At 55.5% G+C, this 17,033-nt stretch carries 14 protein-coding genes; 8 read left to right on the top strand and 6 right to left on the bottom strand.

Going from position 1 to position 17,033, the window contains the following annotated elements; genetic code table 11:
• Window position 1 precedes the first annotated feature (1 nt).
• From FXO11_RS13045 to FXO11_RS13015, 7 genes are all read left to right on the top strand, one after another.
• Window positions 2-1,936 (top strand): polysaccharide biosynthesis protein, encoded by a 1,935-nt coding sequence (locus FXO11_RS13045; protein WP_148863376.1) that lies wholly within the window; start codon window positions 2-4, stop codon window positions 1,934-1,936.
• 42 nt (window positions 1,937-1,978) lie between these two features.
• Window positions 1,979-3,394 (top strand): MBL fold metallo-hydrolase RNA specificity domain-containing protein, encoded by a 1,416-nt coding sequence (locus tag FXO11_RS13040; protein WP_148863375.1) that lies wholly within the window; start codon window positions 1,979-1,981, stop codon window positions 3,392-3,394.
• Between the two features lie 18 nt (window positions 3,395-3,412).
• On the top strand, window positions 3,413-4,675 hold the full coding sequence (tviB, locus tag FXO11_RS13035; RefSeq protein ID WP_148863374.1) for a Vi polysaccharide biosynthesis UDP-N-acetylglucosamine C-6 dehydrogenase TviB: 1,263 nt from the start codon (window positions 3,413-3,415) through the stop codon (window positions 4,673-4,675).
• Between the two features lie 279 nt (window positions 4,676-4,954).
• Entirely contained in the window at window positions 4,955-5,323 is a 369-nt protein-coding gene (locus FXO11_RS13030) for a histone-like nucleoid-structuring protein, MvaT/MvaU family (protein ID WP_148863373.1), read from the top strand.
• 313 nt (window positions 5,324-5,636) lie between these two features.
• Window positions 5,637-7,043 (top strand): mannose-1-phosphate guanylyltransferase/mannose-6-phosphate isomerase, encoded by a 1,407-nt coding sequence (locus FXO11_RS13025; protein ID WP_148863372.1) that lies wholly within the window; start codon window positions 5,637-5,639, stop codon window positions 7,041-7,043.
• A gap of 246 nt (window positions 7,044-7,289) precedes the next feature.
• Window positions 7,290-8,246 carry a hypothetical protein gene (locus FXO11_RS13020; RefSeq protein ID WP_148863371.1) on the top strand — a complete coding sequence of 319 codons (957 nt, stop codon included), beginning with the start codon at window positions 7,290-7,292 and terminating at the stop codon, window positions 8,244-8,246.
• 132 nt (window positions 8,247-8,378) lie between these two features.
• Entirely contained in the window at window positions 8,379-8,753 is a 375-nt protein-coding gene (locus tag FXO11_RS13015; RefSeq protein ID WP_148863370.1) for a hypothetical protein, read from the top strand.
• 70 nt (window positions 8,754-8,823) lie between these two features.
• Here FXO11_RS13015 and FXO11_RS20625 read toward each other — a convergent pair whose 3' ends face one another.
• Window positions 8,824-9,360 carry a cold-shock protein gene (locus FXO11_RS20625; RefSeq protein ID WP_148863369.1) on the bottom strand — a complete coding sequence of 179 codons (537 nt, stop codon included), beginning with the start codon at window positions 9,358-9,360 and terminating at the stop codon, window positions 8,824-8,826.
• Window positions 9,361-9,555: 195 nt separating this feature from the next.
• On the opposite strand from FXO11_RS20625, the gene FXO11_RS13005 reads away from it, so the two are divergent.
• Window positions 9,556-9,774: a SlyX family protein gene (locus tag FXO11_RS13005; RefSeq protein ID WP_148863368.1), complete on the top strand. Its 219-nt coding sequence runs from the start codon at window positions 9,556-9,558 to the stop codon at window positions 9,772-9,774.
• A gap of 302 nt (window positions 9,775-10,076) precedes the next feature.
• Here FXO11_RS13005 and dapE read toward each other — a convergent pair whose 3' ends face one another.
• The 5 genes from dapE to FXO11_RS12980 all read right to left on the bottom strand — a co-directional run bounded on the left by dapE (window position 10,077) and on the right by FXO11_RS12980 (window position 16,828).
• A complete protein-coding gene (gene dapE, locus FXO11_RS13000; RefSeq protein ID WP_148863367.1) occupies window positions 10,077-11,210 on the bottom strand; it encodes a succinyl-diaminopimelate desuccinylase in 1,134 nt (377 codons plus the stop codon).
• 197 nt (window positions 11,211-11,407) lie between these two features.
• Window positions 11,408-12,436 (bottom strand): 2,3,4,5-tetrahydropyridine-2,6-dicarboxylate N-succinyltransferase, encoded by a 1,029-nt coding sequence (gene dapD, locus FXO11_RS12995; RefSeq protein ID WP_148863366.1) that lies wholly within the window; start codon window positions 12,434-12,436, stop codon window positions 11,408-11,410.
• Between the two features lie 62 nt (window positions 12,437-12,498).
• Window positions 12,499-12,843, bottom strand: coding sequence for an ArsC family reductase (locus tag FXO11_RS12990; protein ID WP_148863365.1), 345 nt, complete (start codon window positions 12,841-12,843; stop codon window positions 12,499-12,501).
• A gap of 66 nt (window positions 12,844-12,909) precedes the next feature.
• The gene (gene dapC, locus FXO11_RS12985; protein ID WP_148863364.1) at window positions 12,910-14,109 is read right to left on the bottom strand and encodes a succinyldiaminopimelate transaminase; all 1,200 of its coding nucleotides are present in this window, start codon (window positions 14,107-14,109) and stop codon (window positions 12,910-12,912) included.
• A gap of 49 nt (window positions 14,110-14,158) precedes the next feature.
• Window positions 14,159-16,828 carry a [protein-PII] uridylyltransferase gene (locus tag FXO11_RS12980; RefSeq protein WP_148863363.1) on the bottom strand — a complete coding sequence of 890 codons (2,670 nt, stop codon included), beginning with the start codon at window positions 16,826-16,828 and terminating at the stop codon, window positions 14,159-14,161.
• Window positions 16,829-17,033 lie beyond the last annotated feature (205 nt).

Genomic DNA, 17,033 nt, shown 5'->3' with positions numbered 1-17,033 from the left:
TATGATTAATGTCTTCCTAAACTTACCCCGCGTTTATAAGCGGTTAATATCCGTTTTCTCTGACGCTTTTTTCCTATTCTTTGCAGTCTGGGCGGCTTTCGCATTGCGTTTGGAGCAAAATGTTTGGGTTCCATCCCAAGAGCAATTCACTGTCGCCGCCATTACCGTAGCTATTACTATAGTTATCTTCATAAGGCTCGGCCTGTACCGTGCCGTTATCCGCTATCTGGGTGACAGGGCATTTCTAACGATAATTTATGGTGTCGTGGCTTCAAGCCTAACCCTTATTGTTTTGGGCTATTTGCTCCAGGCGTTCGTACCGCGGTCAGTGCCTATTATCTATGGCGCTGTGGCTTTCATCTTCGTTAGCGGTACACGCTTGGGCGTTCGAATGCTCGTGAATCGCCCACGCATACTCAGTAAAGAACGTGTCGCCATTGTCGGTGCCGGTGAGACGGGGATGCAGCTAGCCTCAGCGCTTGCGCAAGGTACCGAATACCGTCCGGTGGTTTTCCTGACATTTACACGCGCCAACCATAAGTCGACCGTTAACGGTTTGCCCGTCGTCGATATCAAACATATCGCCAAAGAGGTTGATCGGAGCCGTGTTCAGCGGATTCTGCTGGCCCTTGATCCCAACTCCAAAGTCGACCGAAAGCGGCTGCTTAAACAGCTAGAACCGCTGGCTATTCCCGTACAGACCGTGCCCTCCATGTCTGAGCTCGTTACCGGGCAGGCGCGCATCAATGATATTCGCGATTTGGATATTGAGGACCTGTTGGGGAGGGATCCGGTACTCCCGGAAAATGCCATTGTCGCTCAGAGTCTCTACGGCAAGTCGGTCATGGTAAGCGGCGCCGGCGGTTCCATTGGTTCGGAGCTCTGCCGTCAGATTATCCGTCACAAGCCCGCGCGCCTCGTGCTATTTGAACAGTCGGAGTTCTCTCTCTATTCCATTGAGCGTGAGCTGGAGTCGATAAACCGTGTAGAAGGCTTGCAGGTAGAGATTCATCCGCTTTTAGGCAGTGTGTGCCATCGCCGCCGGTGCGAGGCGGTCATGCGGACGTTTGGTATCGAGACAGTCTATCACGCAGCGGCGTACAAACACGTTCCGTTGGTGGAGCACAATATTATTGAAGGCATCCAGAACAACGTATTCGGTACTTGGCACATGGCAGAAGCCGCTATCAGCGCAGGTGTGCAGCGTTTTGTTCTGATTTCTACGGATAAGGCGGTGCGTCCCACCAATGTGATGGGAGCCTCTAAAAGATTAGCCGAACTGGTACTTCAGGGCCTGGCGGAACGCCAGAGCAATACCTGCTTTTCAATGGTGCGGTTTGGCAATGTGCTGGGATCTTCTGGATCGGTTGTTCCTCTTTTCCGCGATCAGATTCGCGATGGTGGGCCTATTACGGTAACGCACCCGGATATTATCCGCTACTTTATGACGATTCCCGAGGCCAGCCAGCTCGTGCTGCAGGCGGGGAGTATGGCGAGCGGGGGAGAAGTGTTCGTGTTGGATATGGGCGAGCCCGTAAAAATAGCCGAACTCGCGCGGAAAATGATTCATCTGATGGGGCTTGAGGAAAGAACGCAAGACAACCCGGAGGGTGATATTGAGGTGATGTTTACCGGTCTAAGGCCTGGAGAAAAGCTCTTCGAAGAACTTCTGATCGGTAATAGCCCCCAAGGTACCAGTCATCCGCGTATCATGATGGCACGGGAAGTCTCCATGCAGTGGCCCGAGGTAGAGTTGCTTTTGAAAAAGCTGACCCTCGCCAGTCAGAGTTTCGATTGCGGAGGCGTTATCGATCTTCTGCGGGAAGCCCCCACGGGTTATTCACCCAACGGCGACATGGTCGATCTCGTGTGGAGCAATGGGGGTGAGCAGGTAGTTCAATTGAGTGAGGCGACGGTCAGGCAGTTGCCTCACTGACTTTTTTCATATTGTGGATGACGGTCAACAGGGAACGTTGAAGTGATTGACATAAAACACCACGGCGCCACCCGCGGCGTGACGGGATCCTGCCACGAATTATTGGTCGGCAATAGCGGTATTCTCGTTGATTGCGGGCTTTTTCAAGGGCAGGAGGAAGGGCATTCAGCCACGGCTTCGAACCTGGCCATTGATTTTCCCATCGAGCATATACGTGCGTTGGTCGTCACTCACGTGCATATCGATCATGTGGGCCGAATTCCTTACCTATTGGCTGCGGGCTTTGACGGCCCGATTATCTGTTCGGAGCCTTCGGCGATCATGCTTCCGGAAATTCTGGAGGATGCGCTGAAGATTGGTTTTACCCGGGATCGCCGTTTGATCGATCGCGTTCTGGGGCTGATTCGGTCTCGTCTGGTGGCGCTTCCCTACGGTCGTTGGCATCGAGTGTTCGAGGAGAGTGACGGTTCGCTTTCTGTTCGCTTGCAGCAGGCAGGGCACATTTTGGGCTCGGCCTATATTGAGTGCGATGCCCGAGCCGGCGACCAGGAAACGCGTATCGTCTTTAGTGGAGATTTAGGTGCGCCGCACGCACCGTTGCTACCGGAACCTTCATCTCCAGAGCGTGCAGATCGCCTGGTTATCGAAAGCACTTATGGGGATAAAGATCACGAAGATCGGGAGACGCGCCGGTACCGCTTGAAATCGATTCTGGAAAACGCCTTGGCGGATGGCGGTACGGTACTTATACCGGCTTTCAGTATCGGGCGTACTCAGGAACTGCTTTATGAGATAGAAAGCCTCATCCATGAATTCGGGAGCGAGGATGTCTCAAAGCAGGGCGGTTCGCAGGACAGCGAGCGTAAGGTATCTTGGCAGGATCTTGAGATCGTCGTGGATTCGCCGCTGGCGGCGGAGTTCACTGGAATCTATCGCGACCTCAAGCCTTACTGGGATGCGGAAGCGACAGAGGTCGTCCGTCAAGGACGTCATCCGCTTTCTTTCGAGCAGCTTACGGTCATCAATAGCCACGAAGACCACTTGAATGCTGTGGATTATCTGGCCCGCTCACACCGTCCTTGCGTCGTCTTGGCGGGGTCGGGGATGTGTGCGGGGGGCCGGGTAGTGAACTATTTGAAAGCGATGTTGGCGGGCGCGCGCAACGACGTGTTGTTTGTCGGTTATCAAGCCGCGGGTACCCCGGGGCGGGATATACTTAAGTACGGTCCCCGTGGCGGTTGGGTTGAATTGGATGGCGAGCGCTACACGATACGCGCCCGTATTCATCAGATCGGCGGCTACTCCGCACACGCGGGGCGAAGTGATTTGCTCAGGTTTATCGAGGGTATTCCCGATGCTCCTGAAGAGATAAGAATTGTACATGGGGACACGGATGCTAAGGCGGCATTTCGGCAAACCCTTGAAGCGAAATATAAGAGCCGGATTCTGGTTCCCTGATAGTAGGTAGGAGTCACCATGAAGAAGATTGGAATCATTGGGTTGGGTTATGTTGGCTTGCCGTTGGCCGTAGCCTTTGGTGAAAAGCGCGAAGTGGTTGGTTTCGATATTAATACGAAGCGAATTGCCGAACTCAAACAGGGTATGGATTTTACGCGTGAGGTCTCGAAGGACGAACTGGCGGCGTCCAAGCATCTTTCCTTTACGGATTCTATGGAAGGCATCGCCGATTGCCAAATCTATATCGTCACCGTTCCGACCCCTATCGATGAATTCAAGTCGCCGGATCTGACGCCGCTGGTTAAGGCCAGTGAAACGGTCGGTAAGGTGCTCAAGAAAGACGACATCGTTATTTACGAATCGACGGTCTATCCTGGCGCTACTGAAGAAGTTTGTATTCCAGTCCTTGAGAAACTCTCGGGACTGAAGTTCAATCAGGACTTCTACGCCGGTTATAGTCCCGAGCGCATCAACCCAGGCGACAAAGAGCATCGTGTTACGAGTATTAAAAAGGTAACGTCGGGTTCAACGCCTGAAATAGCCGATGAGGTGGATGCGGTATACGCCGAGGTCATCACCGCTGGCACGCACAAAGCCAGCTCGATAAAAGTTGCCGAAGCCGCCAAGGTTATTGAGAACACCCAGCGCGACGTTAATATCGCTTTGATGAACGAACTCTCGATGATCTTTGCCCGCCTGGGTATCGATACCCATGAAGTGTTGGCGGCCGCGGGCACCAAGTGGAATTTCTTACCGTTCAAGCCGGGTTTGGTCGGCGGGCATTGTATTGGCGTTGATCCCTACTACTTGACGCATAAGGCTCAGTCCGTGGGATATCATCCTGAAATGATTCTGGCGGGTCGTCGGGTTAACGATGGCATGGGGGCTTATGCCGCGTCTGAACTGATCAAGGCAATGATTCGGTCCGGGCAAACAATTTCGGGCGCGCGGATATTGATTCTCGGGTTTACCTTCAAGGAAAACTGTCCTGATTTGCGCAATACGCGTGTTATCGATGTCGTCCGTGAGCTAAAAGATTTTGGCTGCCAAGTGGATGTCGCCGATGCATGGGCCAGTAATGAAGAGGCGGTTCACGAGTATGGTATATCGCTTTGTGCATCGCCCGAAAAACAAGCCTATGATGGCGTTATCCTAACTGTGGCGCACCGTGAATATATTGAAATGGGTGACGCGGAAGTTCGCTCGTACCTTAAATCGGGTGGCGTTTTCTATGATCTGAAAGGAACGTTTGCCAAAACTGCATCTCATCTGCGCTTGTAAAAAGTGATGTGATCTGGATTTTAGGTTTTAGCGTATTTCAAAAGGGCCTCTCAGAGGCCCTTTTTTATTTTCGCAGTCAGGCTGCGTTTACTAGTGAAGATAATGTTACGGTATCGCTTTTAATTGTCATATTCTGTGTATTGTTCTACTATGATTTCCGTCAGTGACGGCTAGGCAAAACTTAAGCGTAGTTTTGCCCCTTATCCGGCGTCCTTTATTCGATAAGTTTCCAGTTTATTTGAATCAATTAACTAAATTGAACCAAGTAAGGATATATCCATGGCAAAGATTAACGAGTATTACCAGAAGAAACAGCTTATGGATAAGCTTGCAGACGAGCTGCGTAAACTCGAGGAAGACAACGCGCTGAAGCATGAGCTTGAGTTTGAAGAGAAGATTCGCGGCTTGATGAAAGAGTACAACAAGTCGGCGAAAGATGTATTGCAAGTGCTGGGTGCTATTGACCCGGCAGTTTCAGGCGCTAAAGTCGAAGCAGGTTCCGGTTCCCGCCCCAAGCGCCCCCTGAAGACGTATAAGAACCCGAACACCGGCGAAGTGGTCAAAACCCGAGGCGGTAACCACAAGACGCTGAATGAATGGCGTGATAAGTACGGTAAAGATGCGGTGCAAGGCTGGCAGCAGGATTAAGTTGACCTGCCTTTCATGTTAGGGCGACATACGTGCCTTACATGTAGACGAAGCTTCAGCTTCGGAGGGCCCGTCAGGGCCCGGAAATCGGGAGGCTTCTAGCCTCCTCGAAAGCTAAAGCTTCCGCTACATTACTCTGGTATTTTTTGCTGGTATTTATCGATAGTTACAGGTTTTACTGGCCACTACGCTGCCGTCCTCGTTCTGTTTTCTGACCATTGCCGCGTCTTAACGGCATTTCAGCAATATCCCACAAGCAATACAGCCCTTATTTGAGTTAGAATCGGATAAAAGTTTCTGACAAGGATGCTGTATGTTAGCTGTCATTCTTTCCGGTGGATCCGGAACACGTCTGTGGCCCCTCTCTCGTGAAGCCTACCCGAAGCAGTTTCTACCTGTTGTTTCCGACGAAACGTTGTTAGCCGAAACGATCGACCGTGGACTTAAGGTTGATCCCCAGACACGGGTGATGGCGATCACCAACGAAGAGCACCGTTTTGTCGTCGCCGCGCATATGCAAGAGATGGCGGCGGGTAAGGTCGACGGTATCATTCTTGAGCCCGTCGGACGCAATACTGCGCCGGCTATTGCGCTGGCCGCTCTTGCAGCTGCCGAGAGCAATCCTGAAGAACTGTTGCTCGTTATGCCCTCCGATCACGTTCTGCGCGACCGTGCGGCCTTCGCCGATGCGGTGCAGGTCGGCGCCAGGGCGGCGTCATCGGGCAAGCTGGTAACGTTCGGGGTTGTGCCCACGGCACCCCATACCGGTTACGGTTACATTCGGGCGGGCGACTCTACTGACGGTTATTCACCCGTCGATGCTTTTGTTGAAAAGCCGGATGAGTCCACCGCCAAATCCTATCTGGATCAGGGCGGCTACTATTGGAACAGCGGCATGTTCCTGTTCCGGGCCGACCGTTACCTGGAGGAATTGGGCAAGCAGAGTCCGGCCATGCTCGAAGCCTGTCAAGCGGCCTTTGCCGGGCGCGAATCTGATATGGACTTTATCCGGGTGGATCGGGAATCTTTCGAGGCGTGCCCCGATGATTCCATTGACTACGCCGTCATGGAGAAAACGAAAGACGCGGTTGTGGTTCCGCTCAATGCAGGTTGGAGTGACGTCGGGTCCTGGTCGGCGCTCTGGGAAATTCAGCCGCACGATGAGGACGGAAACGTCTGCCGCGGCGACGTCATCATGGAAGATGTGAGCGGCTCCTATATCCACTCTGAAGGGCGTTTGATCGCCGCTTTGGGCGTTAGTGACCACGTTATTGTAGAAACCGACGACGTGGTTCTGGTGGCTGATCGCAGCCGAGTTCAGGACGTCAAGAAGCTCGTTTCTCAGATAAAAACCTTGGGACGTGAAGAGCATCGCTTCCACAAGAAAGTGCACCGTCCGTGGGGCACTTACGAGGGGATAGCGATGGGCGAGCGTTTCCAGGTCAAGCGGATCACCGTGAACCCGGGTGCCTCTTTATCGCTGCAAAAACACCACCACCGTGCGGAGCATTGGATCGTCGTTAAAGGCACGGCTGCGGTCATCCGAGGCGACGATGAAATTATGCTGACCGAAGATCAGTCCACCTATATCCCCGTGGGCCACCGCCATCGCCTGTCGAATCCGGGTGTCATTCCGCTGGAGCTGATCGAAGTGCAAACCGGCAGTTACCTTGGCGAAGACGACATTGTGCGCTTCGCAGATACCTACAACCGCGTTTGATTACGGTCAGACTGGGAAAGCTGTCCGCATAGGATGTGCGGGCAGCGGGCGTCATTTCAGTACCCGTTTTAGTGATTTGAAAAAGGAGTTTAAGACCAAGGGGCTTAAGGTTTGTCGTTTAAGGACAAGTATTTTAAGAACAGGTCTTTTAAGAATAGGTCGTGAAAAAAGGAGCTTTCGATGTCTGATAGGCCAGGGAATGGCTTGAAGGCAACGTCCAAAGGCGTTGTACCAATGGTTGTACCAATGACCGTAGCGCCGGTCTCATGCCGGCAACTCAACTTCGCGGACGACGTAGCTGTTCGCTTGGCAAGTTCGGAAAAATTGCTCTTGTGGATTAAGGGCGAGCCCGGTTCGGGCAAAACCACCTTTCTTCAACAGAATGTACCGAATTGGCCGTTTCCCTCCCTATGGCTCGATCTGCGCCGCGAGCACGACTTGATGGCCGACGACACGCGTGCGATGCGTGATGCTGAAGTTTCTATGGCATTGCCGCCGGTTCTGGTGCTGGACGATATGTCGCCGCGTGATCTGGCGTTGCTTCTTGCCGATCCATTGCATCCCGCTTCTTACGTCGTACCGGGATTCCCTGGGCCGATCCTGCTGGTGAGTAATGACATCGAAAACGCGGCGCGGGATGTGCTCTCCGCTCGTACCGGTCGCGACCTCCAGACATTGACAATGCCGGCTAGTAGCTTTGAGCTAAGGCTGAGCATTTTACGCGCCTGGCAAAGCGGTATTGAACGCCGGTTGGGCGTTTGCATTGAGCCCGAAGCCCTTGAGCGGGCGGCCCAAGGTCGAGCGCCTACCGTTACGGAAACGCCTGGAGCGGCAATACAACTGCTTGAAGCCGCAGCCACAAGGGTATGCCTTCATGCTAAGCACGGCGAACCGCAACTACGGGCGTTGAAAGGGCAGGTTGAGGATTTGAACCGCGCCCTGTTGGTTGCGCAGGCGAGAGGCGGAAATGTAGAGTCCATTCAATCGCAGCTGGCGCATATCGAGATCGAACATGCGGCCTATGCGGTTGACTGGTATGAGCGGGAGCTTGCAGGGAAGCTCTGCCAAGTAACGGCTCGGGATGTCGCGCGGGAAGTGCAAGTGCTGCAAAAAAGGACGTCCAGCCGATCGTTTGCTGACAAGAACGCGTGTGACGGCAAAGTCTCACATACTAGCCAAATGGTTTGCGACCCCCAAGATTGACGAGGCGCTAATGCGCTTGGCGACCGCCTCGCTCATTGCTGGTAAGGGCTGGCTGGGGCATCATAGCGAATTAACCAAACAGCATGCTCGAGCAGTATGTTTGCGTTTCTGTGAGAATGACCGGGACCCCCAATGCACGACCTAGAAATCTATGTGCGAGAGCTTTCTGATGAACCTATCCGGCAGTGGTTGAGCGAATCGCTGGACGGATTGGAGCTCCAGGCCCACGGAACGAAGGGCGTCGTCAAGGGAAGGGGCTTTTACCGTGATGCGCCCGTTCGTGTTTTTCTTTATCCCGGTGCGTTCAATAAGCATTTCACCAGCGTTGTGCTTGAAGGTGATGAGTTACCCTGGCGTTCGGATCTGGAGTGTGCGCGTAATGCCTGGCGCCACCTCGACACCGAGGTTCGTTGCAGCCCCGGAGACTGGAAGGAGGGGGATCCTGTGGATGAGGAAAAGTGGTGGCGGATTGACTCGCGCGGTGAGCAGAAAGTTGCTTGGAACTAGTGCACTAGCTTCACGGGTTAAGAGATCACCAGCCTTCTTTCTGGAAGGCCGGTGATCCATAGCTGATCAATTAGTCTTCCAGGGTACTGACGTTATCGGCTTGTAGGCCTTTATCGGCTTCAACCACATCAAAACGCACCAACTGCCCCTGGCGCAAGACGCGACGTCCGCGTCCGCGAATCGCACGGAAGTGAACGAAGACCTCGTCTCCGCTTTCGCGCACGATAAAGCCGAAGCCTTTCTTGACGTTGAACCACTTGACGGTGCCTTCCTCGCCACCTTCCGGACCAAAGTCATCTTCATAACCATCCCCACCGCCTTGCGTGCGGCTGGTCTGCTGGGGCCGGGTTTGTTGGGATGCACCCTGGGCAAGAACCACGGTCAGAAAGCCAACCACGCCAAACAGAATAACGGCGATAACGTAAGCGGCGATACCTTGGGCACTGCCGAGAACGAAGGGTGTGTTGGTGGCCAGTTCACTGGAGCCTGATTTGGACAGGATCTGGAAGAGCTCCGGGGTGAAGGTGGTCAGGCAGAACGCCAGAATGAAAGGCGCGGGGATAGCGATTAAGAGGGCAACAAGGATCGCTTTTTTTGGATTACGCATGTGACGATTTATTCTCCATAATCAAAAATACTAACAGCCTGATTTCACGTAAAATAGACCACCAGGCGCAGACGGACATGCCGGTCGGGCCGAATAAGGAGGGCCGCTTCCGTGCAAGCGCAGCATGATAACAGATCATTCTTCGAACGACCCAATCTACGAACCAAAGCCTTTGAATTCACGGGAGCCCATCACATGAACTTGGAAGAACTGGAGGTCAGGCTCATCGAGTTAGAGACCCGTGTGGCATTTCAAGACGACTTAATCGCGACCCTGAGCGATCAGGTAACACGGCAGGAGCTGGACCTGCGAGAGCTCTGGGAAGCGAAAAAGCTATTGAAGAAGCAGCTAGCCGAGGTGGCACCATCCAACATCAAGCGGGAAGAGGACGAAACACCGCCGCCGCATTATTAACGGCGGCGGGCTAACTGGGTTGCTAGCATGTTTCAGCGGTGACTGGACGGGGCGCCGTTGGCGCCTCGGAAGCTAAAGAGGGTGTTGCAAAAGGTCGCGGTTCTAAGCCTCTCTCCCCTGGAGAGAGAGAGGTTTGGAGAGAGGGGGGCGAGGCGAAAGCCTCGCCGGAAGTCGCCAATGACACTGATGGGCGCCTTACGGCGCCTCCCCCTCTCTGTGCAAACCGGTTAGCTGGTGCTTTTACAACACCCTCTTTAGCTTCGGAGCAGCCCGCAGGGCTGCCAGTACCTTGGCAACCGCATTTACTCCACCAACAACCGCACCAACACTTCTTCATAGATAGCCGATAGCGTATCCAGATCCTCCGCCTTCACGCATTCGTCAATCTTGTGGATCGTGGCGTTAACGGGGCCAAGCTCCACGACTTGAGCGCCGGTCGGCGCGATAAAGCGTCCATCGGACGTTCCGCCGGAGGTGGAAAGCTCCGTTTCTCGACCGGTAACGGTTCTGATCGCATCCGAAGCGGCACCAACGAGAGAGCCTCGGTCTGTCAGAAAAGGCTCTCCACTTAAGTGCCATTGCAAATCGTACTTGAGATTATGTTGGTCGAGTATCTCCAGAACCCGCTGCTGTAGGCTTTCCGACGTGTTCTCGGTGCAGTAGCGGAAATTGAAGTGGACGGTCAGCTCGCCGGGGATCACATTGCTGCCGGTGCCTGCTTCGACCTTGGTGATCTGGAACGTTGTAGCGGGAAAGAAGGCGTTGCCCTGGTCCCATTCTGTTTTCGCCAGGGCATCGAGCGCGGGGGCGGCAGTATGTACCGGGTTTTCGGCCAAATGAGGGTAGGCCACGTGTCCTTGTATGCCGTGCACTGTCAGGTAGCCGTGCAGCGAGCCCCGGCGCCCGTTTTTGATGACATCGCCGACCTGGTGGGTGCTCGAAGGTTCGCCGATCAGGCACCAGTCGATCTTTTCGTTGCGGGCTTGCAGGGTCTCCACGACCTTGACCGTTCCATCCAGCGCCGGGCCTTCTTCGTCGCTGGTGATCAGCAAAGCAATGGAGCCCTTGTGGTTCGGATGGGCGACTACGAAACGTTCGCAAGCGGTAACGAAAGCCGCCAGACTGCCTTTCATGTCCGCTGCACCGCGGCCATAGAGATAACCGTCGCGCAAAACGGGCTCAAAAGGGGCGTTGGACCAGTTTTTCTCGGGACCGGTCGGGACGACATCCGTGTGACCGGCAAAGGCGAGTACAGGGCCCTCAGTGCCACGACGTGCCCAGAGATTGTCGACCTCCCCGAAACGCATGGATTCTTCCTTGAAGCCCAGGGGTCCAAGGTGCTGCATCATGACAGCCTGACAGTCGGCGTCATCCGGAGTGACCGACCTGCGGCGAATGAGGTCCATGGCAAGTTCGAGGGTGGGGGATAGGGTCATGCTGATCTCGTGGTTTGGTGTTGGTCCGAGTTGTTTTCAGGCTAGCTCGAGCATGTAGCAGAAGCTTCAGCTTCTGAGGCGCCGAAGGTGCCCGGACGGTCTGCCTGGCCTGACATCCCGGCAGTCCTGCGGACTGCTCCGAAGCTGAAGCGTCCGCTACATTTAACGATTAACTCGAGTTGGAATAAGTAGTCAGCCTAGTTATTAGCGTGCAAGGCCTCGTTCAGTTCGATGGCCGACTTGTTGGTCTTGCACTCCACGGCACCATTCTGCGAATTGCGTCGGAACAGCAGGTCCGGCTTGCCGGCCAGGTCGCGTGCTTTGATCACTTGCACGAGCTCGTTCTTGTCGTCGAGGAGGGCCACTTTGGTACCGGCGGTGATGTATAGACCGGCTTCAACCGTCGTTCGATCACCCAGCGGAATACCAATGCCGGCGTTGGCGCCAATCAGGCAGTTCTCGCCGACAGCGATGATGATATTGCCGCCGCCTGACAGGGTGCCCATGGTCGAGCAACCGCCGCCCAGGTCGGAGCCTTTGCCGACCATGACGCCCGCGGAAATGCGTCCTTCGATCATGCTGGTCCCTTCCGTGCCGGCATTGAAGTTGACGAAACCTTCGTGCATCACGGTCGTGCCTTCGCCGATGTAGGCGCCCAATCGCACACGAGCGGTATCGGCGATACGTATGCCTCGGGGCGCCACGTAATCCGTCATCTGTGGAAACTTGTCGATGGATTTCACTTCCAGCGTGGTGCCGTTAATGCGGGCGTCCATTTGACGCTCCGGTAGTTCCTCCAGGTCGACGGCACCTTCGTTGGTCCAGGCCACGTTGGGCAGCAGGCCGAAGATACCTTCGAGCTTCAGGCCGTGAGGCTTCACCAAACGGTGGGAAATCAGGTGCAGTTTAAGATAGACCTCCGGTGTGCTGGAGGCGGTATCGTCCGTTTCCAGCAGTGTGACGACAGCGGGGCGCTTGCTCCCCGCAGCCTTCTCAGCCAAGCGAGCCTGATCTTCCAGGCCGGCCTGGTGTAATGCTTCGGCAAAGGCTTTGAGTTGCTCCGCATCGGCCTCGATGGCCTGGTTGCCGCCCCTGTAGTTCAGAGTATTGCCTGCGATCTCCACGAGGGTCGCTTCCGGCATATACAGCGGTTTCTGGTAGAACGTCTCCAGCCAGTCGCCCTGCCTGTTCTGGGTGCCGATACCAATGCCGAATGCGAAACTCATGTGATTGCTGCTCCTTGATCCAAATGTCATTGAAAGCGATGTGTTTTAAAAATTAGAGAGAATTAAGCGCCGAAAGTGCGGGTCCATTCATCGGCATTGAAGCCGACATTGACCTGGCCCTGGTGCTCGACCACCGGACGCTTGATAACCGAGGGGTTTTCGACCATGACCACCAGCGCGGAATCGCGGTCTATGTTATCACGAACCGCATCCGGCAGTTTGCGCCAGGTGGTGCCGCGGCGATTCAGTAAGGACTCCCAGCCTACCTGTTGCTCCCACGCTTCCAATTGCTGGCGGCTCACGCCTTCTTTCTTGAAATCATGGAAGGTGTAGGTTCTATCGCTTGAGTCCAGCCACTTCAGGGCTTTCTTGACGGTATCGCAGTTCTTGATGCCGTAGATGTCCATGCCGTTTCTCATCATCGTTTTTAAAGGGTTTTATACGGTATCGGTTTTTGCACGATTAAAGGGCTCTTATTCGGATTGCTGAATGAACTGGCGGATGCGTTTTGCGGCTTCGATGCATTCTTCGAGCGGTGCTACCAGCGCCATGCGTACCCGGTTCTCGCCTGGATTGCGGCCATCCACTTCCCGCGAGAGGAAGCGTCCCGGTAGCACGTGGACGTTTTGGCTAGCGGCCAGATCGCGGGCGAACAGATGGTCCTCGAAAGGCGTTTCCGGCCAGAGGTAGAAACCGGCGTCCGGGGCGGAGACCCGCATCACCTCCGCTAAAATAGGCACGACGGCGTCGAATTTCTGCCGGTAGGCTGCGCGATTCTGTCGGACATGCTCCTCGTCGCCCCAGGCGGCGATGCTGGCTAATTGGTGCTGAATCGGCATGGCCGAGCCGTGATAGGTGCGGTAACGCAGATACTCGGTGAGGATCTTGGCGTCTCCGGCGACAAAGCCTGAGCGCAAACCGGGCAGATTGCTGCGCTTGGACAGGCTGTGGAATACGATGCAGCGGGCGTAGTCATCCCGGCCGATGGCGGCGCAGGTCTGCAGCAGGCCTTCCGGTGGGTTGTTTTCGTCCGGGTAGAGCTCCGAGTAGCACTCGTCCGAGGCGATCAGAAAGTCGTGCCGGTCGGCCAGTTCAATCAGGTATTTGAGAGTGTCGCGGGGAATAACCGCGCCGCTGGGGTTGCCTGGGGAGCAAAGGAAAAGGATTTGGCATTTGTGCCAGACCGATTCGGGCACCGCCTCGAAATCGGGGATAAAGTGATTATCGGCTTCGCTGGGTAGATAGTGCGGGGTGGCGCCCGCCAGGAAGGCGGCCCCTTCGTAGATTTGGTAGAAAGGGTTAGGGCTGACTACGGTGGCCTCTTCTTGAGGATCGATAACGGCCTGCACCAGCGAAAAAATGGCTTCACGAGTCCCGTTGACCGGAATGATATGACTCGCCGGGGTTAGGGTGCCGGGCTTGAGCTCGAAGCGTCGCGTGGCCCATACGCCAATCGCCTCGCGCAGTTCGTCCATGCCCTTGGTAGTCGGGTAATTGGATAGCTTATCCAGGTTCTCCCGAATAACGTCTTGAACGAAGTCCGGCGAAGCGTGCTTAGGCTCGCCAATCGACAGGGCGATTGAGGAGATGCCTTCAGGTGCGCTGATGCCGGCCTTGAGTTTGGCTAGTTTTTCGAACGGATAAGGATGTAAACGGTCAAGATTCGGGTTCATGGCGAGTCTCGGGAAGCGGTCTCTATGGACGAGTGTTGTCTGGGGGCGGTTACATGCCAACGCTTTCGTCGAGCTGGCGGCATAGATCATCCTGCAGGGCCTGACAGGTGGCCGGGTCGCTCAGCGGCGCGCCTTTATCGTCGGTGACAAAAAACACGTCCTCGACGCGCTCGCCCAGGGTAGCGATTTTGGCATTGGTGAGACGCACGCCGTGGTCGAGTAGGATGCGGCCGACGCGGGCTAGCAGGCCGGGCCGGTCAGGCGTGATCATCTCCATCACCGTGCGCTGGTTTACCGTATCGTTGGAGAAGGTCACCTGGGTCGGGAACGAGAAATGCTTAAGTTGCCGTGGTGTGCGGCGGTGGATGATGTCCGGGTAGTCTTCGGGGTCATCCAGCTCTTCTACCAACCGTTCGCGTACCCGTTCCTTGCGTGCCTGGTCTTTGCCTAGTGGCTGTCCCCGTTCATCGAGCACGACATAGGCGCTGATAGAATAGGGATCTTGGCTGCTGCTGATGCGGGCGTCGACGATGTTCAGGTTGAGCTGCTCGAAGACCGCCGTGGTCGCCGCAAACAGGGCGGCGCGATCCTTCATATAGATCACAATCTGGGAATAGCCGTCGGTCGGGCCGCCGCGGGTATCGCGAATCATCACTAGCGGGTCCGGATTGTCGCCGTGGCGGATAATGGCTGCGGTTTGCCACGCGATGTCGACGGTGGAGTCCTGTAAGAAATAGTCCTCGTCCATCACATCCCAAACGGTATCGATTTGTTCATCGGAGATGTTTTGGGCCAGCAGGATTTCACGGGCTTCCGACTGGGTGGCCTGGATCCACTCATTGCGATCTATAGGGGTTTCTGTGCCCCGGCGTAGCGCCCGCTTGGCTTCAATGTAGAGCTGGCGAAGGAGGGATGCGCGCCAGGTATTCCAAAGCTTGGGATTGGTCGCGCTGATATCGCAGACCGTGAGCACGTAGAGGTAGTCCAGATGGACCTGGCTGGGCACAGCCCGGGCGAATGCATGAATGATGTCCGGGTCGGAAATGTCTTTGCGCTGGGCCGTCATGGACATCAGCAGGTGATTTTCAACGAGCCAGGCAATGAGCTGGGTATCGCGCTGGCTCAGATGATGGCGTTCGCAGAAAGCAATCGCTTCCTCCGCGCCCAACTCCGAGTGATCGCCGCCCCGGCCCTTGGCAATGTCGTGATAGAGCCCGGCAATATACAGGTTTTCCAGCTTGGGCAGACGATGGATTAAGCGAGAGGCCAGCGGGAAGTTCGTCAGCGCTTCTTCGCTGCGCATCTGAACCATGTTGCGGATCACGCGCAAGGTATGGGCGTCTACCGTAAAGATGTGGAACAGGTCGTACTGCATCTGACCGATAATCTGCCCGAATTCTGGCAGATAACGACCCAGCACGTTGTATTTCTTCATGAAAGAGAGCGTCTGGTCCAGCGCGTGAGGCGTGCGCAGCAATTCCATGAACAGGGTCGTTACCGCTAAGTCGGAGCGGAAGGCATCGTCGATCAAGTGCCGGTGGGCACGCAGGGAGCGGATCGTTTTCGCGCGGATGCCCCGGATACCGGGGTTCTGCGCCATCAACACGAAGATTTCCATTAGCGCGTAGGGTGCGTAAGCAAAAACCTGGTTGTTGATGGCCTCGATATAACGGTTCCGAATCTGAAAGCGCTTGTTCAGCGGCCGGATATCCTCTTGCTCATCCGACCCGAGGATCGCCTCGTCATAATACTGAAGAATGACGTCCGCAAGCTCTGCCAGAGCAAGCACGGTACGATAATACTCCTGCATCATCATCTCGACACCCAGACGCTTGCCCTTATCGCGATAGCCAAGCATTTCCGCCAGGGCGCGCTGGTGGTCAAAAAGCAGGCGATTCTCGTTGCGGTCGGCAATCAACTGCAGGCCGTAACGCAGGCGCCAGAGAAAGTTCTCGCCGCTGAGGATAATTTGGTACTCCTCCTCGGACAAAATACTGAAGCGCGTCAGATCGGCGATGGATTCCAGCCCAAAGTGACGTTTGGTGATCCAGCCAATGGTCTGGATGTCCCGTAGTCCGCCTGGAGATCCCTTGATGTTGGGTTCCAGGTTGTATTCGGTATCGCCGTATTTTTCGTGGCGGCGGCGCTGCTCTTCGCGTTTGGCAATAAAGTAGGCCCGATCGTCGCTGACACTATCCGAATAGACCTCTGTCGAAAGCTTGGCCCGAAGATTGTCCGGGCCTGCGACGGTGCGGGTTTCCAGCAGATTGGTAAGAATGGTGACGTCGTCTCGGGCGGCGGTCTTGCTCTCTTCGATGCTGCGCACGCTGTGGCCGATGTCGAGACGCAAGTCCCAAAGCAGCGTAATGAAGGCGGCCAGATCGTCCTGCCACTCCTCCCGTATGCCATCCTGGGTCAGGATCAGCAGATCGATATCCGAGTGCGGGTGAAGTTCACCCCTGCCGTAGCCGCCGACGGCGATCAGTGCGATATCGTCAGACTGGGAAAAGGGGTAACGCTTCCAGAGCAGGGCGAGCACCCGGTCGACGGTCAATGCCCGCGCCATCACGAGTTCGCGTACATCCGCGCCAGTCTTGAACGATTCGGCGTGATTGTTGAACGAGGATCGCAGCGCCTTGCGCGCCGGGCCCACGGGTGAGGGCGCCTCCGCGATTTGGGATTCCAGGCTGGCGGTATCTAGGACGTCGGCAATCGCCATCGTAAACAAGGCCTCGGGGGCTGGTTGAGAGCTGGGTAGATCGCGCCGGAATAGACAGGCATAGATTGGATTCCGACGCCCACCCAAATGAGTGATATTTTGGCAGCCCTGCGGCTGCTCCGAAGCAGAAGTATCTAGCGTCCAGGGGAACGTGTCGCAGGTGCTTCAGCTTCTAAGGGGCCATATAGGGCCCCGCTTACGTTAG

The sequence above is a fragment of the Marinobacter fonticola genome (assembly GCF_008122265.1).
Classification (GTDB): domain Bacteria; phylum Pseudomonadota; class Gammaproteobacteria; order Pseudomonadales; family Oleiphilaceae; genus Marinobacter_A; species Marinobacter_A fonticola.
This window is presented reverse-complemented; position numbering and strand designations above follow the sequence as displayed.